A 21,787-nucleotide genomic window follows, 5' to 3' on the forward strand; every position below is an offset into this window, starting at 1 on the left:
ATTAAAAAATGGAAAGATTAGAAGAGAGAATTTCAAGAGCTTTAAAACAAGTTGACAATGATAGATATATTTTAGCAATTGCAGTTGGACAAAGAGCAGATGAATTAAGTAAAGGTGCAAAACCACTTTTAAGCCAAAATACTCAAAAAATGAAATATACAGATATTGCAATTGATGAAATAGCAAGTGGATTGCTAAAAATCAACGGTTTTACTGATAAAAAATAGATTTCTACTTAGTAGATTTTATGAATTTATTCTTCAAAGAGCTACAACTAGTAAATACAATTGAAGGGGCAATAAAAGAGCTTAAAAAGCAGATTGATATTAGCCCGAAGCTATATGAGATTATTGATTTTATTATCGAAGCTCATGAAGGTCAATTTAGAAAAAGTGGTGAACCTTATTCGGTTCATCCAATTTTAGTAGCAACAATAACTAGTACTTTTTCAAAAGATGAAGATGTTATTGCAACTGCACTTCTTCATGATGTTGTAGAAGATACACCTTTTACATTAGAATTTGTTGAAGAAAAATGGGGTAAGAATGTCTCTAATATGGTTAAAGGTCTTACAAAAGTAGCAGATATTAGAGAAGAAAATTTTATTACCTCAAAAGATTCAAGTGATACAAAAATAGTTCAAGCAGCACTTACATTTAGAAAAATGCTAATAGCATCAATTGATGATCCACGAGTTTTAATAGTAAAACTTTGTGATAGACTTCATAATATGCTTACTCTTGCTGTTTTACCACAACATAAACAAAGAAGAATAGCTGAAGAAACTCTAGTTGTTTATGTTCCTATTGCAAATAGACTTGGTATTTCAACACTTAAAAATGAGTTAGAAGATTTAGCATTTTTCTATATTTACCCAGATGAGTACAAAAAAATTGATGATTTTTTAAAAGAAAATGAACAAGCTATGCAGCTTAGTTTCAATACTTTCATTGCTGTTACAAAAAATTTATTAGAAAAAAATGGTTTTGAAGAAAATGATATAAAAATCTACTCAAGAATTAAACACCACTACTCAATATATTTAAAAATGCAAAGAAAAGGTATTACTATCGAAGAAGTTCTTGATCTTTTTGCAATTAGAATATTAGTTCCAAGTGATATAGATTGCTATAAAGCCTTAGGGCATATTCATTTAGAATTTAAACCTTTAGTTTCAAGATTTAAAGATTATATAGCAACTCCAAAAGAGAATGGATACAAAACTATTCATACGACAGTTTTTTATAATTCAAAAATATACGAGATTCAGATTCGTTCTTTTGATATGAATAGTGTTGCAGAGTATGGAATAGCAGCACATTGGGCATATAAAAATGGAGAAAAAAATAGTTCTTCAAATTCAAATCTAAATTGGTTAAAATCTTTAGAGTTTTCTAATGATAATATAGAAGAGTTTTATAATGAAACAAAAGAAAATTTATTTAATGATGAGATAATAGTTTACTCTCCAAAAGGTGAAGTTTTTATTCTTCCTATTGGTTCAACTGCTTATGATTATGCATTTGCTGTTCATACAAATGTCGGAAAAAAAGCAATTTCTTGTTATATAAACAAAATAAAGAAACCTCTTTTAACTGTTTTAAAAAGTACTGATATTATACAAATAGAACTAGGAAATGAAGCAATTATAAGATGTTCTTGGATAGATATGGTAAAAACTTCAAGAGCAAAAAAACAGTTAAAATTTTTATGTATGCAAAGACAAAGAGAGATAGATGACCTTGCTGGAAAAAATATTATAAATACTATATTTTCAAGGTATTATGTTGATATTTTAGAACATTATCCAGTAAAAGCTCTATACAAAGTACCAACAAATTTAGCCTTTCTAAAAAATGCAAAACAAATTGTGGAAAAAAAAGTATTAAAAGAGAAAGGAATTATGGGAAGATTTAAAATCTTCACAAGTAAAATAAAAGAGTTTAAGTTTGACAATATGCTTATTTATTCGAACTTTAATATAAATTCTGTATCATTTGACCACTGTTGTCATCCAAAATTTGGAGATGATATTATTGCATTTAGAAACTCTCACAATGCAATAATTCACCATAAAATGTGCGATAAGGCTTATATAAAAATCAAAGAAAATGAACAGATGTTATACTGCGAATGGGCAAAAAACTCTGTTTTTCAATACAAAATGCTAATAAGTATTCCAAATACAAAAGGGGAATTAGCAAAAGTTTTAGCATATCTTTCTAAAAGTGATTTTTATATACTAGCTTGTACTTTTGGTAGACAAAAACACTCTTATATTCAATATTGTGATATAGAGTTTGAAATAAATAATTCAAATGTAGATGAAGTTAGACAAATTGTTGAGAAAAATATAAAAGTTATAGATTTTATGTCAAAAAAAGACGCATATAATAAATAAAGGTTTAATAAAATATGGAAAATAAAATAGAAGAAGCAATAAACGAAATTCAAAGAGGAGTAGCTGAAATTATTGATATTGAGGCTATTACAAAATTAATAAAAAAATATTTTGAAACAGGTGAAAATTTCTACGTAAAAGCAGGATTTGATCCAACAGCTCCTGATATTCATCTAGGACATACAGTTTTAATACAAAAATTAGCAACTTTTCAAAAATTTGGAGGAATTGTTCAATTTTTAATTGGAGATTTCACTGCAACTATTGGAGATCCAACTGGAAAAAGTGAAACTAGAAAAATTTTAAGTAGAGATGATGTACTTATAAATGCTGAAACTTATAAAGAGCAAGTTTTTAAAATCTTAGATCCAGATAAAACAGAAGTTGTTTTTAATAGTACTTGGTTAAATGAATTAGGAACAGCAGGACTTATAAATCTAGCTTCAAATTTAACAGTTGCACGAATGCTAGAACGTGATGATTTTTCAAAAAGATATAGTTCAAACACTCCAATTGCTGTAAATGAGTTTTTATATCCCCTACTTCAAGGTTATGACTCAATTGCTTTAAATAGTGATGTAGAACTTGGGGGAACTGATCAAAAGTTTAATCTACTTATGGGAAGAACTCTACAAAAAGCTTATAACTGTAAAAAACAACAAGCAGTTTTAATGATGCCAATACTTGAAGGACTTGATGGTATTCAAAAGATGTCGAAATCGCTAGGAAATTATATTGGTGTTACAGATCTTCCTTTTGATATGTTTGGAAAAGTTCTGTCAATTTCAGATGAACTTATGTGGAGATACTTTGAACTTCTTTCAAGTAAAAGCTTAAAAGAGATTGAAGAGATTAAAAATAGTGTAGAAAATGGAAATTTACACCCTAAAAAAGTAAAAGAGGATTTAGCAGCTGAAATAGTTGATAGATTTCATGGTGTTGGTGCTGGAGCTGAAGCAAAATTAGAATTTGAAAAAGTTTTTGCAAAAAAAGATATACCAACGGATATACCTGAGTTTGTTTTTGAAGGTGAGATTTGGATTTGTCAAGCTTTAGTTGATTCAAAATTAGTTGATTCAACTTCACAAGCAAGAAGAGATATAAATTCAAATGCAGTATCAGTGAATCAAGAGAAAATAAGCGATGATAAGTTAAACTTAACTTTTGGCGAATATATATTACAAAAAGGTAAAAAAAATTTCGCTAAGATAGTAATAAAATAAAAAGGGCTTTTGTGAAAATAGGAAAATATGAGATAAAACATCCAATAATTCAAGGTGGTATGGGTGTAGGAATTAGCTGGGATCAATTAGCAGGACATGTTAGTCTTGAAGGTGGTTTAGGAGTAATTTCAGCAGTTGGTACAGGATACTATAAAAAACTTAGCCCAAAAGTAAATATTATTATGAAAAAAGATAAACCAAAAGAGGTTTTAAATTTTTATAGCAAAGATGCATTAAAAGAGATATTCGACAATGCAAGAAAGATTTGTGGCAATTTACCACTTGCTTGTAATATTTTATATGCTATTAATGACTATGGAAGAGTAGTACGTGATGCATGTGAAGCAGGTGCAAATATTATAATAACAGGTGCTGGAATTCCAACAAATATGCCAGAATTTACAAAAAACTTTCCAGATGTTGCACTTGTGCCAATTGTATCAAGTGCAAGAGCTTTAAAGCTTATTTGTAAAAAATGGCAAAGATACAATAAAATACCAGATGCTGTAATTGTTGAAGGACCTTTAAGTGGAGGACATCAAGGTTTTAAATATGAAGATTGTTACAAAGAAGAGTTTCAACTAGAAAATATTATTCCTCCAGTAATTGAAGAAGCTAAAAACTGGGGAAATATTCCTGTTATTGCAGCAGGTGGAGTTTGGGATAAAAAAGATATTGATAAATTTTTATCTTTAGGTTGTGCTGGAGTTCAAATGGCTACTAGATTTATAGGAACAAATGAGTGTGATGCAGATGCTAAATTTAAAGATGTTTTACTAAATGCAAAAGAAGAAGATATTATTTTAATGAGTTCTCCTGTGGGGCTTCCTGCTCGTGGAGTTAAAACAAATCTTCAATTCTCAATAGAAAACCATACTGCACCAAAAGTTCAATGTATATCAAACTGTGTAGCACCATGTAATCGTGGGACTGAAGCAAAAATTGTTGGTTATTGTATTGCTGATAGACTAGGTGCTGCATACAAAGGTGATGTAGATACTGGTCTATTTTTCTCTGGTTCAAATGGATATAAAATTGATAAGATAATCTCTGTTAAAGAGTTAATGGAAAAATTAACTAAAGGAGAGTAGTTATTTTAACTAAATTCTTTATATGCCTTACACTTATTATCAATATATCTTTTGCCTCTAGCTTGGAAGAGCAGTACAAAGAGGCAAGGATAGAGTTTTTAAAATCTTCACTAAGAAAAGATGAAAATCAAAAAATTGATGATTTAAAAAAAATTATTGAACTAGGAAAAAAGTTAAACAAAGATATAAGACCAGATGAAAAAAAATTAGCTGTTTTAGATAAAACTATCAAAAGCAAAAATAGTAAAAATATACAAACATCAGAAACTTCTTCAAATACTCAAAATGATAAACAAACAAAAAATAAACAATCAAATCTTTTATATTCTATAAAAAATGTTACAACCTCAAATAACTCAATAATAATCGATTTTAATGTTGATATAAAAAAAGATGATATTAAGTTTTTTGAGCTAAAACCTTCTCCTTTATATAGAGATGTTTTTGATATAAAAGGTTATTTTAAAGATGCTCTTGCTACAAAGCTATCAATTCAAGGCGAAGAACAAATTACAATAGGACAGTTTCAACCAGATGTTTTAAGAATTGTAATTTCAGGAAATAATAATCCAGATACATCTTATAAAATAACAAAAAGACAACTAATAATAGATATAAATAGCAAGCAATCAACAAAAAAAGATGAACAAATAAAAGAAATTTCAAAACCAGAAGTTCAACTGAGTTCAAATAGTGAAGATATGGTTGATTTAAAAAATTCTATTCGTTCTATTTCATCTAGTGGAGATAGTATTAATATAAAATTTAATAAAAAAATATCAAAAAAAGATTTAAAGTATTCTACTATTAAGCAAAATGGAAATTTTGAATATATTTTTGATATTACTGGAAAATACAAATATGTGGAGCCTACAAAACTAAGCTTAACTAGTATAGATAAAGTTATTACTACAGAAAATGAAAATAGTGTAAGAATTAGATTAATAAATAAAAACAATCCTAAAATTAAATATATATTAAAATCAAATGAGATAACTATCGAAGTTTTGGAGTCTCAAACTGAAAAAGTAGAAATTGCTCAAAATAATAATGAATCTAATAGTAAAACTAATCTTCCAACAAAAAGCTCAAAACAAGTTCAAAATACAACTCCAAAAATTGCTATAAATAAAACAATAGTTATAGATGCAGGACATGGTGGAGATGATGTTGGTGCTGTTGGACCAAATAAACAGTATGAAAAAGTTATAAATTTAGAAGTAACAAGATATCTTGAAAATATTCTAAAACAAAGAGGATACAAAGTGTATCTAACTAGATCAACTGATAGATTTATTAAAGTTATGGATAGAACTATTTTAGCAAATGAAAAAAATGCTGATCTTTTTATCTCAATACATACAAACTCTATGCCAAAAGAGAAAGCTAGTAGTACAAGTGGTATTGAGACATTTTTCCTAAGCCCCGCAAGAAGTGAAAGAGCAAAAAAAGTTGCTGCTTTGGAAAATAAAGATGATATTAGAGAGATGAGTGAAAGTTCAAAAAATGTATTTCTAGAGAGCTTAAATCGTCCAAGAATTACAGCTTCTCATAAATTTGCAATAGATGTTCAATCAGGACTTTTACAAGCTGCTAGAACAAAATATAAAGATGTAAGGGATACTGGAGTTAAAGAGGGTCCATTTTGGGTTTTAGTTGGTGCTCAAATGCCATCTATTCTTATTGAATTAGGATTTATATCTCATCCTATTGAAAGCAAAAGATTATATGAAAAAGATTATCAGCAAATACTTGCAAATGGTATTGCTAATGGAATAGATTCTTACTTTCTAAAAAATCCTTAATTTGTGATACCATTTTTTTTTGCATTGACTTTATCTTTGGAAGTTTTTTTAATGAAAAGAATTTTACTTTTGAATTTTCCCAAGAGAGATATTCACTTTTTAAAGTATTACCATTAAAATATCTATCCATATTTTCAATATTTGAAGAATTTACAAGCCAAACTCCAATATCTTTTTCTTGATTTATCTGTTCAAAATACTCTTCAAAAAGTTCAATATCAATAGAAATTGAACTCTCTTCAAAAAACTCTCTTTTTGCACACATAAAAGCAGTCTCATTTTTTACTTTTGTACCTTTTAAACATCCCCATTTATCGTCACTTGCAACATCTAAACACAAAAGAATTTTAACACCTTTTTTTGTTACAATATATGGAACTATTCCATAAGTTTTTGTATGACTCATTATTTTAAATCCTATATAGTTTTTATTCTAGATTGATAAACATACATGGCTATTGCAAACCAAATAATCAAAGGTAGCAATAAAGATAACTCAGGGTTTAAAACCCCAGAACTAGTAATTTTAAATAAAAAGAAAAAAACTCCCCAAACAATTAAAGTACCAAAAATACCAAAAGATACAAAAATTCCTAATCTAAAAAATCTACTATTTAGAGAACTATATGCAAATACCAAAAAAAGTAGTGGTATTATAAAAAATGGAACAAATAGCTGATTATATATATTTCCTCTTATTTTTGAAGTGTTTACACCTTGTTTTTCCAACAAAAACATAGCATTTATTGCATCTAGCAATGAAGAGTCATTTCTTGCTTCATATACATTGTCCAATATTTTTGGCTGAAAACCATCTAATGTATTTAAAAATTTCTCATATTTTATTGTGAGTTTAGAGTTCATATCAAGCTCTTTTGGTTTTGTAGTAATTTTTGCATCTACAATATACCATTTATTGTTTTGAAAATATGCTTTTTGTGCAACAATAGTTTCAACAACATCTTTTCCATCTACTTTAAAAATATGTATATTTTCTGCTCTTTTTTCAAGTGGAAAAAGCTTTTGAAAATATACAAAATTATCGTTATATTTCAAAAATATATCACTTTTTGTACTTGAGAAGTACTCATTGTCTAAAATCTTCTTTTTTTGTTCATAAGAGTATGCCAAAGGTGTCATTTGCAAAAGTATTAAAACTACTAAAAATATTAAACCTAAAGATAATATAGGAAAAAATATATTTGTTCTTCCAGCTCCTAAAGAGTAAAATGCAACATATTCATTATTTTTGATAAATGTTATTAAAGTTGAAATCCAAGCAAAAACTATTGATAAAGGAAGAGTTAAAGTAAGTGTAAAAAATGCATTATAAAATATATATAGTAACTGTAAGTTTGCTGATTGTGGTATAGATTTAAAATTTTGTAAAAAGTCAATTCCTACAAAAAATATCTCTAAAGATAGTAAAATTATAATAAAGTTTTTAAGATATTTTTCAATTATATATTTTGTTAAAATACTCATTTAGTCTGCTTTAATGTAAATTTAGCCTTAACTTCGTCAATACCTAGTTGTTTCAAAGATTCAACACAAGAAGCAACATGTGGAATAATTTTATTATTTAGCTCTTCAAACTCTGTTTTACTAAAATCGCTTAAAACATAGTTTGCAACATCCTCTTTATCTTTTGGTTTTCCAATACCAACTCTAACTCTTATATACTCTTTTGTAATATGGCTATCAAGAGATTTCAAACCATTATGTCCTCCATGACCTCCACCTATTTTAAACTTAACAGTTCCAAAAGGCAAATCTATATCATCATGAATAATAATAATATTTTCTAAATCAACTTTGTAATAATCCATAATATTTTTTACAGCAATTCCTGAATTATTCATATATGTAGTTGGTTTAGAAAATAGATTATATCCTGATTTTAAAAGAGTTGATTGAAAGTTTGAGTTATTTATAGAAGTTGTATTTAGATTTTTAGTCATAAAATCTACGACTAAAAATCCAATGTTGTGTCTTGTATTTTGGTATTTTTCACCAATATTTCCAAGACCAACAATCAAATACATATGCTTTAATTATTTAGCTTTTATTATACCAACGATTGGAACTCGTGGGTCTAAATAACAATCAACACCTTCTGGAAGTGTAATATCTCTTAAAAGAATATTATCCCCTGTATCCAAATTTGTAACATCTAAAGTGATATTGTTTGGTAAATTTTCAATTGTACATTTAACTGGAATTCTTCTAGTATGTAACATTAAAAGACCTTTATTTTTAAGACCTTTTGCACTTCCTGTTGCTACAACTGGGATAAAATATGAAGCTCTAACACCTTTTTGAGCAACCATTAAATCAACATGCAATAAATCAGAAGTAATTGGACATTTTTGATATTCTCTTACAACTACGTTTAAAACTTTTCCATCTACTTTTACATCAAAAGCTAGTGTAGTTTTATTTTTTAAAAACTTAATATACTCATTTCTTTTGAATGCTGCAGAGATATTCTCAAGCCCTTTTCCGTAGATATTTGCAATTAAATATCCTTCTTTTCTTAAAGCTTTTACAGCTGGTTTAGTTATACTATCTCTTACGATACCATCTAACATTTTTGTCCTTTGTTTTAATTTTAAATTGGACGCGGATTATATTTTAAATTTACTAAATATTAGGTTAAATTATAAGTTACATTTGCAACTCATAAATCATCTCATATACTAAAAAATATTTTAATTCAATTTTAGATACAATTTAATCTAAAAAATTTTAAATAACTTAATTATAAGGCAAAAAAATGGTACTACTAGATGGAAAAATGCTATCAGCAAAGATAAAAGAAGAAGTAAAAGTTGAAGTTACTCAAATTGTAAAAGATAAAAATATAACTCCAGGACTTGCCGTTATTCTTGTAGGAAACGATGCAGCAAGTGCAACTTATGTAGCAAGTAAAGCAAAAGCATGTAAAGATGCTGGAATTTACTCAGTTGTTCATGAAATGCCAGAAAGTATAACTCAAGAAGAGTTACTTGATACTATAAATATGATGAACAATAATCCAAAACTAGATGGTATTTTAGTACAACTTCCACTTCCAAAACATATAGATACAACTATTGTTTTAGAAAGTATAAATCCTTTAAAAGATGTGGATGGTTTCCACCCATACAATGTAGGAAGAATGGTTTCAAATCTTGATTCATTTTTAAGTGCAACTCCATTTGGTGTTATGAGAATGTTCGAAGAGCATAATATTAGTTTAAGTGGAAAAAATGTTGTAGTTATTGGAAGCAGTGATATTGTTGGAAAACCTATGGCATCACTTTTAATAAACAAAAAAGCAACTGTAACTGTTTGTAATAGCAGAACTGTAGATTTAAAATCTCATACTTTAAGAGCTGATATTATAATTATTGCTGTTGGAGTTCCATTTCTATTAAAAGCTGATATGGTAAAAGATGGTGCTGTTGTTATTGATGTTGGAATAAATAGACTTGAAAATGGAAAACTAGTTGGTGATGCTGATTTTGAAGGCTTAAAAGATAAGTGTTCACACTTAACTCCAGTTCCAGGTGGAGTTGGACCTATGACAATTGCAATGTTGCTTAAAAACACAATTAAAGCTGCAAAATTAAGAGAAAAAAGAGAAACAAAATAGATGTTAAAAAAAATTTATAACTGGTCATCTTCTTGGACTGGTACAATAGTAATTGTACTTACAATTATCTTTTTTGTGGCTCAAGCTTTTGTAATTCCAAGTGGGAGTATGAAAAATACTCTTTTAATAGGTGATATGCTTTTTGTTAAAAAATTTGCATATGGAGTTCCAACTCCTACAATTCCTTGGATTGAAGTAAAAGTTTTACCAGATTTTAAAGGAAATGGTCATTTAATAGAAGGTGAACGACCAAAAAGAGGAGATATTGTAGTATTTAGATATCCTCATGATCCTGACATTCACTATGTAAAAAGAGCAGTTGCTACAAGTGGTGATACTATATTTTTAAAAAATAAAATTTTATATCTCCATCCTAAAGAGGGAAATGATTTTGTAAAAACTGAATTTAAAGATTATGAAACTATTGATTTAAATGGAAAACTTTTTGTTGTAAGTCCTTACGAAAAAGAGCATAAAGGAATTCATAATGATCCAAATGTTACAAAAAATCTAGTTGCTCCAAAAGAGTTATTTGACATGCAAGAAATTGTTATACCAGAAGATGAAACATTTATGATGGGAGATAATCGTGACCACTCAAATGACTCAAGATTTTGGGGAAGTGTTCATTACAAATATATTGTTGGAAAACCTTGGTTTATATATTTTTCTTGGGATGATGATTATAAAATTAGATGGGATAGAGTTTTTAGAACTGTTGAGAGTTTAGAAAGTGATATTGATACAACAGTCGAAATTAAGCATGAGGAAGGAATTTATTAATGAAATATTTTATCGGGGCTGACCATGCTGGAATTGAGATAAAAGCATTTGTAAAAGATTTATTTGAGCAAAGAGGACATGAAGTTGAAGATTTAGGTCCATATAATAAAGATAGAGTTGATTATCCTGATTTTGCAGCAAAAGTTTGTAAAAAAGTTTTAGAAAATAGTGGTTCAATGGGTATTTTAATCTGTGGAAGCGGGATTGGAATGAGTATGGCTGCAAATAAATTCGATGGAATAAGAGCAGCACTTTGTCACAATGAATACAGTGCAAGAATGGCTAGAAAACACAATGATGCAAATGTTATTTGTCTAGGTGAAAGAGTTAGTGGTGAAGGTATGATTGAAGCTATTATAAAAGCCTGGGATAAAGCAGAATTTGAAGAGGGAAGACACACACAAAGAGTTGAAAAAATAAACTCTTTAAGTAAAATTGGAAGCTGTAGAGCATAATTTAATTTTATACACAAGGAAATACTATGGCTGATTGGCAAGTTTATTTGATGATGTCTGCAATTGTTGCAGCTATGTTGCTTGGAAAAAAACTTATGTTTTTTGATAGTAATAAAAAAAACAATGATGAAAAAATCAACAAGGACAAAAATTGATAAATCCAAAGATTATAGAATATATATTTTCAAGTGCATCTATTCAAAGATGGAATGACTATCCAAGAATGGTTGATTTAGTAGAACTTGATAAACAAGCACATAAATTTATAATTGCATATTTTATAGCAAAACTTGAAGATGATATAAATTTTACACATCTAATAGAAGCTGGGATTTTTGAATTTTTAAGAAGAGTTGTTGTTACAGATATTAGACCTGATGTTTTTAGAAAAGCTCTACAGAAAAAATCAACAGAGATTAACTCTTGGGTTGTAGGTAAACTAAAAAGCTCTATTGAAAATATAGATAATGGAAACTTTTTACAAAAATTTGAAGAATTTTTAAGTGATCCAAATATGTATAAAAAAGAGAGATTTATATTAAAAGCTGCTTCATATTTATCTACAAAATGGGAATTTTCAATAGTTTATCAAACAAGTCAATTTTTAAGTGATATTGAAGATGTAAAAAAAGATGTTGATGCTGAAATTGAAGATTACTATGAACTAATTGGTGTTAGAAAAATTGCTCTAAATAAAAAGTTAGCAAAAATAGTAGATTTAAGCGGAAGATTAAGATTTCAAAAAAGATGGGCTCAAACTCCAAGAATTCCTGAAACTTCAGTTTTAGGACATATGCTAACAGTTGCCCTATTTTCATATTTTTACTCTTTAGAAGTAAAAGCTTGTGATAAAAGATTACAAAATAACTTTTTTACAGCACTATTTCATGATTTACCAGAAGCTCTAACAAGAGATATTATAAGCCCTGTAAAATATAGTGTAGATGAACTTTCAGAGATAATTGCTGAATATGAAGTTGCAAAAATAGAAGATGATATTTTACCAAATATCCCTCTAAATATTCAAGAAGAGTTTTCTTATATTCTAGGAATTTCAAAAGGGATAAAAGAGGAATTTGCAAATAAAGTAAAAATAGATGGAAATATAACAGAAGTTGAAGATATAGGCAAATATAATCTTGATAAATATGAAGCAATAGATGGTTTAGCTCTTAAGCAGTGTGATAAATTATCTGCTTTTGTCGAAGCATCTTTATCTATTTCTCATGGAATAAAAAGCAAAGAGCTAATCAGTGGTAAAAAAGAGATTTTAAAAGGTTTAAAAGAGATAAATGGGGTTGATTTTAAACAAATAGCTCTTGATATTGACAATGAGTTTGGAAGTAACGGACAGATTCAAACAACTTTAGATTTTGAATAATCTTTTATTTTATAGAGTATTTGTATAAGTGTTATTAACTGCTGAGCAAGAAAAGATTGTAAATAGTTCTTTAGGCTCATTTAAAATAAATGCTGTTGCTGGAAGTGGTAAAACAACAACTCTTCTTGAGTATGCAAAAAAAAATTCCAATTTAAGAATTTTGTATTTAGCTTATAATAAATCTTTACAAATTGCTCTAAATGAAAAATTAAATGATTATCATTTACCAAATCTTCATATAAGCACAATTCACTCTTTAGCATACAATAAAACTGAGGCTTACAAATATAAGCTAACACCTGAATTAAAAACAAATATTCTAGAAAAACTAATAGTAAATCATGAATTTCAAGATAACAAAAAGAGCTACTACCCTAGTTTAGAATATACAACAATTCTAAAAAATCTTGTAAATTTTTACTGTAATTCAAATCTAATAGAACTTGATTTAAAACTTCTTGAAGAGTTTAAAAAGCAAAATGATTTTGGAGTAAAAATATTAGATATTTTAAATAAAAAAGAAAAAAAACTCTTAGAGCATTTAAAATTAACTCTTAGCTCTATGAAATTAGGAAAAATAGAAGCTATTCATGACTTTTATCTAAAAATGTTCTATTTAAACAAAAAAATATCTTCAAATTTAAATTATGACTTAATTTTAATTGATGAGGCACAAGATATAAGCGATGTGATGATAGGAATAATTGAAAATCAAAAATGCAGAAAAATATATGTTGGAGATAGTTTCCAACAAATTTATAGTTTTAGATATGCTTCAAATGCACTTAATAAAATAGATTTACCATCTTTTGAATTAACTTTCAGCTTTAGATTTTCAAATAGTTATGCAAAGTTTTTACAATCTTATTTAAACTCTCTTTACACTTTAAATGGTTCAAAAAATATTTTTTTAAATGGAGTTGATGAGAATAAGTTATCTACAAAAATAGGAAAAGAGTTTTTTGATTTTAACAAACAATTTACAATAATATCTAGAACAACTTTTGGATTAATTCAAGAATTAATAAAACATATTCACAACAAAAAAAGGCTGTTTTTTGAAGGTGGTTACAACTCTTACTCTTTTATGAATCAAACTGTTTACTCTATTTTTTATTTAAAAAATAGAAAAAATGAGAAAATAACTGTTGATGAAATAAAAAATTTTGATACAATTTTTGAGCTTGAGACATTTGCAAAAGAGACTAAAAATCAAGATTATCTAAATATTATTAGATTTGTAAATAGCTATGGTGATAATATTTTTGAGATAAATAAAAAAATAAAAGAGCATTTAGTTTCAAATAAAGATGAAGCAGATATTATCTTCACAACAACGCATAAAGCAAAGGGAATGGAGTACAATCAAGTAATTATGACTGATGATTTTATCACAAAAAAAGATATATTAAATAGAAAAAAAAATCTTAGTTTTTCTTCAATTTGTGAAGAGTTAAATATATATTATGTGGCTGCTTCAAGAGCTAAATTTACCATAAGTTTAGCTGATTTAAAACTTGATTACAAAGAAGAAAAAGATTAAAAATAGTATTTTTTTAAATTAAAGAAAATGAAATATGATATAATTTCCAACTTAAAATCTAAAGCAAAAAAATAGAAGGAGCAATATGCAGTACTTTGGGGAGATACAAACAAAATATGAAGAGGTATTTTTAACACAAAGTTATATGTATTTCAAAAAAGATGAAGATGAAAATATTAGTGCAAAAGATTTAAAAAATCTAATAAAAACAAAAGATGATAGAAAAAAAAATATTATAGGAACTGTATTTATCTATAATCCAGTCGTTACTCCTATTGGATTTGATTCAAATAAATTTTTACTAGAACAAGATTTCAAAGTTTTTGATGAACTAATAGAAATAAAATGTGAAGGATATATAACTGTTTTCAAGCAGGCAATGAAAGATAGTTGCAAAGGAAAAATAGTAGAAATAAAAAACCTATTTAATCTAATCGAAGGACATGTTGACTCAAGTACTCTTTTATCAAAATTTAATGAAGATTTAGAAAAATATAACTCAAATCAGAATACAGAATTTGATAGAGATATTATGTATTTAGATGCTCAAAACTATCTTCCTTTTGGAAAATTCGTATATTTTTGTTGGGGTGATAAAATAAATGCAAAAGAGTTTTCAAATATATCAGATTATGCAAGAACAATCTATGATAATTGTGTAAAAAGTGGAAAAAAAATAGCATTTGCTTACAAAAAAGAGAAAACTGTTGATGAATCAATAAAATATCTTCAATTCTCAAATCCTATGCAAAATCACAAAAATAAAAATTCAATCTCTTTTGCTATTAAAAGGTCTTTTGATACTTTTCCACCACTTCCTGCTTTTTATGAATAATCTTCATAAAAAGCTAATTTTTTAGCTAATTTTAATAATTAAGATTATACAATACCGTCCACTTAAATTAATGGGGTATCGCCAAGCGGTAAGGCAACGGTTTTTGGTACCGTCACTCGAAGGTTCGAATCCTTCTACCCCATCCAAAAAATTTAAGTACTTTTATTATGGTGAGGTTGGAGAGTGGTCAAATCCTGCGGACTGTAAATCCGCCGCCTACGGCTTCGAAGGTTCAAATCCTTCTCTCACCACCACTTTTAAAATTTATGTGTGGCTCGATAGCTCAGTCGGTAGAGCAAAGGATTGAAAATCCTTGTGTCGACAGTTCGATTCTGTCTCGAGCCACCACTTTAAAAAAATATCACAAAATCATATTTAAAATAATCATTTGCTATAATATTTCTTTAAAATATTATTAAGGATTTTTATGTCAAAAATTGGAATAATTGTTGCTAGTTCAAACAACAACCAAAAACTAGCTATTGAACTTCAAAAAATAGCGATTGAACTAAACTATGATAGTGAAATTATAAATTTAGTTGATTACAATCTACCTCTTTATAGCACAATTGAAGAGGAAAAAAATGGAATTCCAGAATCTGTTTTAGATTTAGCTACACGAATAATTGATTTAAAAGCATTTGTTATTGTAGCTCCTGAATATAATGGTGTTATGCCACCTGTTTTAAACAATGCAATGGCTTGGACATCAAGAGCTACAAAAAACTGGAGAGATGCTTTTGATGATAAAATAGTAGCTCTAGCAACACACAGTGGAGGTGGTGGTCAAAAAGGTCTTCAAGCTATGAGAATTATGTTTCAACACTTAGGTGCAAATATTTTAGCAAGAGAGATTTTAACTACTTATGATAAACCTCTAAATAAAAATAGTGCAATAGCAATCTTACAAAATCTTACAAAATTATCAAGAGCATAAGGGTATTTTATCCTTGTGCTAATCTCTATTTAATGTTCAATTTTATCACTAGGTTCATGTATATAATAACCTTGAACATAATCAACGCCCAAATATTTTACTTTTTCTAAAATTTCTTTACTAGATACAAACTCTGCGATAGTTTTAAACCCTTGATCTTTAGCAAAATTTATAATCATAGTAATTATATTTTCATTTCCTTTACTCACCAAAACATCTTTTATCAAAGAGCCATCAATTTTAATGTAATCAGCATCTAGTTTAATCAAATACTCAAAATTTGAATATCCACTTCCAAAATCATCTATTGCAATTTTACAACCTAACTTTCTAATAGTACAAAAGAAGCCATTAATTAGATTAAAATCATCAATCTCTTCACTCTCAACAATTTCAAAAACAACTCTATTTCCAATATTAAACTTTTTTATTTTTTCTATAACATAGTTAGAAATCTCTTCATTTGAAATATCTTCAAATGTAAAGTTTATAGAAAACTCAAAATCCTTATCTTTGAAATATTCAAAACTACAATCTATCATTCTCTTTGTTAGCTGTAAGTATTGTCCAGATTTTTTTGCTATATCCAAAAAGAAAAATGGAGACATAATTTTCCCAGAATCATTTAATCTCATTAAGCATTCATATTTTTCTATTTTATTTGTTTGTAAATTATATATCGCTTGATAATATGGAATAATATCCTCATTTTCTAAAGCTTTTTTAATCTTTAATGTCCAAAATATATTCTTTTCATAATCTTTTTCTATCTCTAAATTTCTATCGTAAATAACCTGATTTGGATTTGATTTTGTATATTTTCTAATAACATTTGCAGTTTCAAGAAGTGAACTTTTTGGTTCAAAAGAGAAGCTATAATTAAGAGAAACAAATATTTCTCTTCCTTTTGCTCGAACTGCTTTTGAAGATATTATTTTTGAAATCTCTTCAATACTTTTCATAAAATCAATCTTCTGCTGATTTGAAGCTAATATTGCAAAAACATCAGATGTTAGTCTATAAACACTATAATTTGATTTTTTAATAACTAATTCTTCTATTCTTTTAGCAACCAATTTTAAAATATAATCTCCTATTTTGTAGCCAAAAAAATCATTTACCTCACTAAAATTTTTTATATCTAGTATTGATATACTAAGATTATCTTGTTTTCTTATATCTTCGATAAGCTTATATCTGCTTCCTATTTCAGTCAAATAATCTTCTCTTAAAATTCTGTTTAATTTTTCTGTTTTTAGAACTAAATCTGTAATTTCATGTCTTATTGCAACATACTCAAAAATATCTCCACTTTCATCAAATATTGGAGATATTGTAGTGTTTATATAGTAATATGTACCATCTTTCTTTTTATTTTTTAAATTTCCTCTCCATATATTTCCACTTTTTATAGTACTCCATAAATTTCTAAAAACTTCTGGATCTTCTTCACCTCTTAAAATATTGTGAGGTTTTCCTAAAATTTCTTCTCTTTTATATTGTGAAACCTCACAAAATGTATCATTTACATAAGTAATATTTCCTTTTAAGTCGCTATTTGAAATAATATTTGATGATTTTGTAGCTTTATTATATTGTCTTAAAATATTTGATTTTCTTTGAAGTTCTTTTTGTTCTGCTTTTAATTTTCTTAACCTAAAATATTTTATTATTATATAAACAAGTAAAAAAATGATTGTAAGAAAAAGTGAGTATTCTAAAACTGTAAATCTCAATATATTTCCTCTTTTAAGCTAATCAAAAATTGAAATTAAATTATACTATAATATTTTTAAAATAATTATTATTTTATATTTGTTAATAAAAAAGCAAAGATAAAGAGGTTTTAAATAAATAAGATATAAAATACTGCACTATTTTGAATTTACTATTTATAAAAAGGATTAATTTTGGATTTAACAAGCATAAGAGGAAAATATACTACAAAAAATTTTGATATAAAAGATTTAAATAAAAATCCTTTTAAACAATTTGAGAGTTGGTTTAATGATGCTATAAATGAAAATCTCTTAGAACCAAATGCTTTTTCACTATCAACTGTTGGTTCGGATATGATGCCTAGTATTAGAACAGTTTTATTAAAATATTTCGATAATGAAGGTTTTGTATTTTTCACAAATTATGAGAGTAAAAAAGCAAAACATATAGAACAAAATCCAAAAGCTGCTGCACTTTTCACATGGTTAGCGTTGGAAAGACAGATAAAAATAGAGGCAAATATTGAGAAAATATCAAAAGCTGATTCTCTAAAATATTTTTTAAGTCGTCCAAAAGGTAGCCAACTTGGAGCTTGGGTTTCAAGACAAAGTGAAACTATTAGTTCAAGGGCTTTATTGGAGCAAAAATTTGATGAAATGAAAAGAAAATTCTTAAATAAAGAGATACCATTTCCATCTTTTTGGGGTGGTTATATTTTAAAACCTACAAGAATTGAATTTTGGCAAGGTGGAGAAGATAGACTTCATGACAGATTTTTGTATGAACTGCAAGAAAATGGTGAATGGACAATATCAAGATTGGCTCCATAAATATGCCAAAAAATAAAATTTCACCTCAAAAAAAAGCAACAATAATATCTTCAAGTGTTGCAGCAATTTTAATTTTAATAAAACTTGCTTTAGGAATTCTTAGTGGCTCAGTTGCTGTTTTAGCTTCTGCTGTTGATTCCGTGTTAGATATGTTTGTATCAATTTTCAATTATTTTGCAATTTTAAACTCAGAAAAACCAGCAGATAAAAAGTTTAACTACGGAAGAGGAAAAATAGAAGCTTTAGCTCTATTTATTGAAGGTATTGTAATTACAATTTCTGGTTTATATTTACTTTATGAAGCTATAAAAAAAGCTGTATATAAAGAGAGTTCTTCATATCTTGATATTTCTATTTATGTTATGATAATTTCATTGATAATAACAATATGTTTAGTTATTTATCTAAATAATGTAGCAAGAAAAACAAACTCGATGGTAATAAAAGCAGATGCATTGCATTATAAAACAGATGTTTTAAGTAATCTTGCAGTTTTATGCTCGTTAATTTTGGTTCATTTTACAAATCTTGAAATATTTGATGTAATTATAGGAGTTTTAATAGCTTTTTATATTATCTATTCAGCATTTTCTCTTATTAAAAAAGGTATTTTAGTTTTACTTGATGCTTCAGTTGATGATGATTTAGTTTTGAAAATAGAGGATATTCTAAAAAATAATCCAAATTTGAGTAATTTCCATTTATTAAAAACAAGAGAAGCTGCAAATAGAACATTTGTAGAAGCTCATATAGTTTTTAAGACTCAACAAATTACTCTTATGGAAGCACATAAAATATGTGACAATATAGAAGAGAGTATAAAAATTATTGATAAAAATAGAAATTGGATTGTAAATATTCATCTAGATCCATACGATGATTATTTAAAAGATGAAAGAATTTAGAAATAAATTTTAATATTTCTAAATTCTTATTTTAAATTAAAGCAAAAAAAATAACTTGTTTAATAGATACAATAGAAGTTTAAAAAAACTCTATTGTATTTTTTCCTTGTTTTTTTGCACTATACATTGCTGTATCAGCTTGTTTTATTATATCTTGAACACTAACACTTGAATCACTAAACAAAGTTATTCCAATACTTGGAGTTGAAACATTCACATGACCTTGTAGATGAGTTATACTATTTAATGCCTCTTTTATCTTCTCAGCTAAAAAATTTATATTTCTTCTAGCATCTGCTATATTATTTCCTAAATTATCTAGTAAAACTATAAACTCATCTCCACCAATTCTAGAAACTGTATCTTCATCTCTTACACACTCTTTTAATTTTTTAGCAACTGTAATTAAAAGAACATCACCAATATCATGTCCTAAAGTATCATTTACCTCTTTAAAATTATCTAAATCTATAAAAATCAGACCACCGAAAATATTGTGTCTTACTGTTTTTGTAATTGCTCTTTCTATTCTATCTGTTAAAAGAAGTCTATTTGGAAGTCCTGTTAAATTATCATGAGTTGCCTGATACTCTAAAATTTTCTCTTTATCTTTTTGTTCACTAATATCCATATAATGAGCAAGATAATTTGTAATATCGTCATTCTCATCTCTTATTACAGATATTGTTGCTCTTAAAGCAATAATTTCTCCATCAGCTTTTCTATTATATAAATCACCTGTCCAAGTACCATTTATTTTTAAATCATTCCACAATCTATCTATTAAAACTTTATCTTGATGAGCTGTTTTAAAGATTCTTGGATTTTCTCCCAATAATTCTTCTTTCGAGTAAGACATAATTTTACAAAATGCTTGGTTTACTTTTATTATTTTATTTTTATCATCAGTGATTAACATAGGTGAAGATGAATCAAAAGCATAAGATGAAAGTTTTAATTCATTATCTTGCTTCATTCTTCTCTCTTCATAATCTATTTTTTCTAAACAGTTTGTAATATCAAGAACAAGCTTATCAAAAAGTATCTCAGCTTCACTATCAAAAAAGTCTAATTCATTTGAATATAAAATCAATACAGCAACAACTTTATTAAACTTTTTTATTGGAAAAGTTGCCATTGAGTTTATATTAAACTCATTTGCCTTACTATAAAAAACTGATACATTTTCAGCTTTAAAATCATTTATTACAATATTAGACTCTCTTTTTATTGTTTTTGATATTATATTTTCTTGTGAAAAATCTATAAATTTATCTGCGTGTTTTATTACAATATCTTTATACTCACTATTTTTAGCAATAATTTGTTTATTTTCTAAATCATAAATAAAATTAAAAGTGAGATTTTTACTATCTCCTAAAAGTTCACTAATATCAAAATATAAATCATCTTTTTTTAATGTTTTTGATAAAAACTTATTTGTATGATTTAAAAGTTCATATATATTTTTATGTTTTTGTATTTTTAAAAATGAGTCTTGTTCTTCAAAAATTATTCTTCTTAAAATAAAAAATAGTGGAACTAAAGTAAAAATACAAAAGAAAAAGAAAAGATAACTTAAATTTTTTTCAAATTTAACTTTTTCTTCAAACTCTTTTAACTCTGTTGATAAAGAGTAAAGTGTAAAATTAAAACTATTTGATAGTTTTTCAATACTATTTTTTCCAACAATAATATCTTCTAATTTTAAAAGTTCTTGTTGAAAATTTGTGCTTTGCATTTTAAATCTCAATAGAAAAAGAGTATCTACCAAAGACTTATGTACAGCATTATAATGTTTTTTTATACTATCTTCATCTGTTTCATCTTTTAAAACTTTTCTTCTAAACTCTTCGAGGTTAAAAAAAGACAATTTTAAGTGTGATAAATAATCTTTCCATTTAGATTTCCATGGTAAAGCATCAATTAAACTATTAAATTTATCTATTTTTTGATTTGTGCTATTTTGTTGTTCAAGTAAAGAATCTAATTTTTGAGAGTCTCTAATAAAATCAAGAGATAAAATCTTCTCTTTTTCCAAAGATAAAATAAGATTTTGACTCTCTTTTAAATAATCAATTCTAATTTCATTTTGTTTAAAATCATTTAAAATATCTACCTTTTCCATTACTGTAATAAAGCTAAAATACAAAATTCCAAGGACTGGCATAGTAAAAATTAGAACTATTTTTGAAAATAAACTATTTTTAAACACCAACCTCTCCTTTTAAATGTATTATAT

Annotated in this window: 21 protein-coding genes and 3 tRNA genes; 18 read left to right on the forward strand and 6 right to left on the reverse strand. The window is 26.7% G+C overall.

Features of this window, described 5'->3' with window-relative positions:
* Positions 1-8: 8 nt before the first annotated feature.
* From ACRYA_RS07785 to ACRYA_RS10860, 5 genes are all read left to right on the forward strand, one after another.
* Positions 9-227, forward strand: a complete 219-nt coding sequence (locus ACRYA_RS07785) for a DNA-directed RNA polymerase subunit omega (protein WP_105916521.1) — start codon at positions 9-11, stop codon at positions 225-227.
* 20 nt (positions 228-247) lie between these two features.
* Positions 248-2,401, forward strand: a complete 2,154-nt coding sequence (locus ACRYA_RS07790) for a RelA/SpoT family protein (protein ID WP_105916522.1) — start codon at positions 248-250, stop codon at positions 2,399-2,401.
* A gap of 14 nt (positions 2,402-2,415) precedes the next feature.
* A complete protein-coding gene (tyrS, locus tag ACRYA_RS07795; protein WP_105916523.1) occupies positions 2,416-3,624 on the forward strand; it encodes a tyrosine--tRNA ligase in 1,209 nt (402 codons plus the stop codon).
* A gap of 59 nt (positions 3,625-3,683) precedes the next feature.
* Positions 3,684-4,715 (forward strand): nitronate monooxygenase, encoded by a 1,032-nt coding sequence (locus ACRYA_RS07800; protein ID WP_265936547.1) that lies wholly within the window; start codon positions 3,684-3,686, stop codon positions 4,713-4,715.
* A gap of 62 nt (positions 4,716-4,777) precedes the next feature.
* Positions 4,778-6,520, forward strand: coding sequence for an N-acetylmuramoyl-L-alanine amidase family protein (locus ACRYA_RS10860; protein ID WP_228199740.1), 1,743 nt, complete (start codon positions 4,778-4,780; stop codon positions 6,518-6,520).
* Here the strand turns inward: ACRYA_RS10860 and ACRYA_RS07810 are convergent.
* From ACRYA_RS07810 to ACRYA_RS07825, 4 genes are read right to left on the reverse strand one after another with little or no spacing between them, the layout of a single operon-like run.
* The gene (locus ACRYA_RS07810; protein ID WP_228199741.1) at positions 6,483-6,926 is read right to left on the reverse strand and encodes an NUDIX hydrolase; all 444 of its coding nucleotides are present in this window, start codon (positions 6,924-6,926) and stop codon (positions 6,483-6,485) included. The two genes, ACRYA_RS10860 and ACRYA_RS07810, sit on opposite strands and share 38 nt — an antisense overlap.
* Positions 6,927-6,937: 11 nt before the next feature.
* Complete coding sequence (locus ACRYA_RS07815; protein WP_105916527.1) at positions 6,938-8,005, reverse strand: LptF/LptG family permease; 1,068 nt, start codon at positions 8,003-8,005, stop codon at positions 6,938-6,940.
* Positions 8,002-8,565 carry an aminoacyl-tRNA hydrolase gene (gene pth, locus ACRYA_RS07820; RefSeq protein ID WP_105916528.1) on the reverse strand — a complete coding sequence of 188 codons (564 nt, stop codon included), beginning with the start codon at positions 8,563-8,565 and terminating at the stop codon, positions 8,002-8,004. The genes ACRYA_RS07815 and pth overlap by 4 nt, the downstream gene beginning before the upstream one ends.
* Positions 8,566-8,574: 9 nt before the next feature.
* Positions 8,575-9,111 (reverse strand): 50S ribosomal protein L25/general stress protein Ctc, encoded by a 537-nt coding sequence (locus tag ACRYA_RS07825; RefSeq protein ID WP_105916529.1) that lies wholly within the window; start codon positions 9,109-9,111, stop codon positions 8,575-8,577.
* A gap of 185 nt (positions 9,112-9,296) precedes the next feature.
* Between ACRYA_RS07825 and folD the strand changes: the two genes are divergently transcribed.
* The 11 genes from folD to ACRYA_RS07875 all read left to right on the forward strand — a co-directional run bounded on the left by folD (position 9,297) and on the right by ACRYA_RS07875 (position 16,091).
* On the forward strand, positions 9,297-10,157 hold the full coding sequence (folD, locus tag ACRYA_RS07830) for a bifunctional methylenetetrahydrofolate dehydrogenase/methenyltetrahydrofolate cyclohydrolase FolD (RefSeq protein ID WP_105916530.1): 861 nt from the start codon (positions 9,297-9,299) through the stop codon (positions 10,155-10,157).
* On the forward strand, positions 10,158-10,940 hold the full coding sequence (gene lepB / locus ACRYA_RS07835) for a signal peptidase I (RefSeq protein WP_105916531.1): 783 nt from the start codon (positions 10,158-10,160) through the stop codon (positions 10,938-10,940).
* A complete protein-coding gene (gene rpiB / locus ACRYA_RS07840) occupies positions 10,940-11,395 on the forward strand; it encodes a ribose 5-phosphate isomerase B (RefSeq protein WP_105914596.1) in 456 nt (151 codons plus the stop codon). The genes lepB and rpiB overlap by 1 nt, the downstream gene beginning before the upstream one ends.
* A 26-nt stretch (positions 11,396-11,421) precedes the next feature.
* The gene (locus tag ACRYA_RS10900) at positions 11,422-11,550 is read left to right on the forward strand and encodes a hypothetical protein (RefSeq protein ID WP_265735130.1); all 129 of its coding nucleotides are present in this window, start codon (positions 11,422-11,424) and stop codon (positions 11,548-11,550) included.
* The gene (locus ACRYA_RS07845) at positions 11,547-12,776 is read left to right on the forward strand and encodes an HD domain-containing protein (protein WP_105916532.1); all 1,230 of its coding nucleotides are present in this window, start codon (positions 11,547-11,549) and stop codon (positions 12,774-12,776) included. Before ACRYA_RS10900 ends, ACRYA_RS07845 begins: the two co-directional genes overlap by 4 nt.
* A 28-nt stretch (positions 12,777-12,804) precedes the next feature.
* Positions 12,805-14,319, forward strand: coding sequence for a UvrD-helicase domain-containing protein (locus ACRYA_RS07850; protein ID WP_105916533.1), 1,515 nt, complete (start codon positions 12,805-12,807; stop codon positions 14,317-14,319).
* An 85-nt stretch (positions 14,320-14,404) separates the two neighbouring features.
* Positions 14,405-15,154 carry a hypothetical protein gene (locus ACRYA_RS07855; RefSeq protein WP_105916534.1) on the forward strand — a complete coding sequence of 250 codons (750 nt, stop codon included), beginning with the start codon at positions 14,405-14,407 and terminating at the stop codon, positions 15,152-15,154.
* Between the two features lie 71 nt (positions 15,155-15,225).
* Positions 15,226-15,300: transfer RNA gene (locus ACRYA_RS07860), tRNA-Gln, on the forward strand.
* Positions 15,301-15,323: 23 nt separating this feature from the next.
* Positions 15,324-15,408: transfer RNA gene (locus ACRYA_RS07865), tRNA-Tyr, on the forward strand.
* A gap of 18 nt (positions 15,409-15,426) precedes the next feature.
* A tRNA-Phe gene (locus ACRYA_RS07870) sits at positions 15,427-15,502 on the forward strand.
* Positions 15,503-15,581: 79 nt separating this feature from the next.
* The gene (locus ACRYA_RS07875) at positions 15,582-16,091 is read left to right on the forward strand and encodes an NADPH-dependent FMN reductase (protein ID WP_105916535.1); all 510 of its coding nucleotides are present in this window, start codon (positions 15,582-15,584) and stop codon (positions 16,089-16,091) included.
* Positions 16,092-16,120: 29 nt separating this feature from the next.
* Here ACRYA_RS07875 and ACRYA_RS07880 read toward each other — a convergent pair whose 3' ends face one another.
* On the reverse strand, positions 16,121-17,827 hold the full coding sequence (locus ACRYA_RS07880; RefSeq protein WP_105916536.1) for an EAL domain-containing protein: 1,707 nt from the start codon (positions 17,825-17,827) through the stop codon (positions 16,121-16,123).
* Positions 17,828-18,001: 174 nt separating this feature from the next.
* Here ACRYA_RS07880 and pdxH point away from each other — a divergent pair, with 174 nt between their 5' ends.
* Together pdxH and ACRYA_RS07890 are read left to right on the forward strand one after the other, a co-directional pair.
* Entirely contained in the window at positions 18,002-18,640 is a 639-nt protein-coding gene (gene pdxH / locus ACRYA_RS07885) for a pyridoxamine 5'-phosphate oxidase (RefSeq protein WP_105916537.1), read from the forward strand.
* A gap of 2 nt (positions 18,641-18,642) precedes the next feature.
* The gene (locus ACRYA_RS07890) at positions 18,643-19,545 is read left to right on the forward strand and encodes a cation diffusion facilitator family transporter (protein ID WP_105916538.1); all 903 of its coding nucleotides are present in this window, start codon (positions 18,643-18,645) and stop codon (positions 19,543-19,545) included.
* Between the two features lie 79 nt (positions 19,546-19,624).
* On the opposite strand, the gene ACRYA_RS07895 is transcribed toward ACRYA_RS07890, so the two are convergent.
* Positions 19,625-21,760 carry a diguanylate cyclase domain-containing protein gene (locus ACRYA_RS07895; RefSeq protein ID WP_105916539.1) on the reverse strand — a complete coding sequence of 712 codons (2,136 nt, stop codon included), beginning with the start codon at positions 21,758-21,760 and terminating at the stop codon, positions 19,625-19,627.
* Positions 21,761-21,787: the final 27 nt, after the last annotated feature.

Source organism: Aliarcobacter cryaerophilus ATCC 43158, from assembly GCF_003660105.1.
Taxonomy (GTDB): domain Bacteria; phylum Campylobacterota; class Campylobacteria; order Campylobacterales; family Arcobacteraceae; genus Aliarcobacter; species Aliarcobacter cryaerophilus.

Bases quoted from the DNA above. Each gene is read 5' to 3' on its own strand.
- pth (WP_105916528.1), bottom strand. From the start codon at position 8,565: ATGTATTTGATTGTTGGTCTTGGAAATATTGGTGAAAAATACCAAAAT.
- ACRYA_RS10900 (WP_265735130.1), top strand. From the start codon at position 11,422: ATGGCTGATTGGCAAGTTTATTTGATGATGTCTGCAATTGTTGCAGCT.
- ACRYA_RS07875 (WP_105916535.1), top strand. From the start codon at position 15,582: ATGTCAAAAATTGGAATAATTGTTGCTAGTTCAAACAACAACCAAAAA.
- ACRYA_RS07825 (WP_105916529.1), bottom strand. From the start codon at position 9,111: ATGTTAGATGGTATCGTAAGAGATAGTATAACTAAACCAGCTGTAAAA.
- tyrS (WP_105916523.1), top strand. From the start codon at position 2,416: ATGGAAAATAAAATAGAAGAAGCAATAAACGAAATTCAAAGAGGAGTA.
- ACRYA_RS07815 (WP_105916527.1), bottom strand. From the start codon at position 8,005: ATGAGTATTTTAACAAAATATATAATTGAAAAATATCTTAAAAACTTT.
- ACRYA_RS07800 (WP_265936547.1), top strand. From the start codon at position 3,684: ATGGGTGTAGGAATTAGCTGGGATCAATTAGCAGGACATGTTAGTCTT.
- lepB (WP_105916531.1), top strand. From the start codon at position 10,158: ATGTTAAAAAAAATTTATAACTGGTCATCTTCTTGGACTGGTACAATA.
- ACRYA_RS07785 (WP_105916521.1), top strand. From the start codon at position 9: ATGGAAAGATTAGAAGAGAGAATTTCAAGAGCTTTAAAACAAGTTGAC.
- rpiB (WP_105914596.1), top strand. From the start codon at position 10,940: ATGAAATATTTTATCGGGGCTGACCATGCTGGAATTGAGATAAAAGCA.
- ACRYA_RS07790 (WP_105916522.1), top strand. From the start codon at position 248: ATGAATTTATTCTTCAAAGAGCTACAACTAGTAAATACAATTGAAGGG.
- ACRYA_RS07855 (WP_105916534.1), top strand. From the start codon at position 14,405: ATGCAGTACTTTGGGGAGATACAAACAAAATATGAAGAGGTATTTTTA.
- folD (WP_105916530.1), top strand. From the start codon at position 9,297: ATGGTACTACTAGATGGAAAAATGCTATCAGCAAAGATAAAAGAAGAA.
- ACRYA_RS07810 (WP_228199741.1), bottom strand. From the start codon at position 6,926: ATGAGTCATACAAAAACTTATGGAATAGTTCCATATATTGTAACAAAA.
- ACRYA_RS07890 (WP_105916538.1), top strand. From the start codon at position 18,643: ATGCCAAAAAATAAAATTTCACCTCAAAAAAAAGCAACAATAATATCT.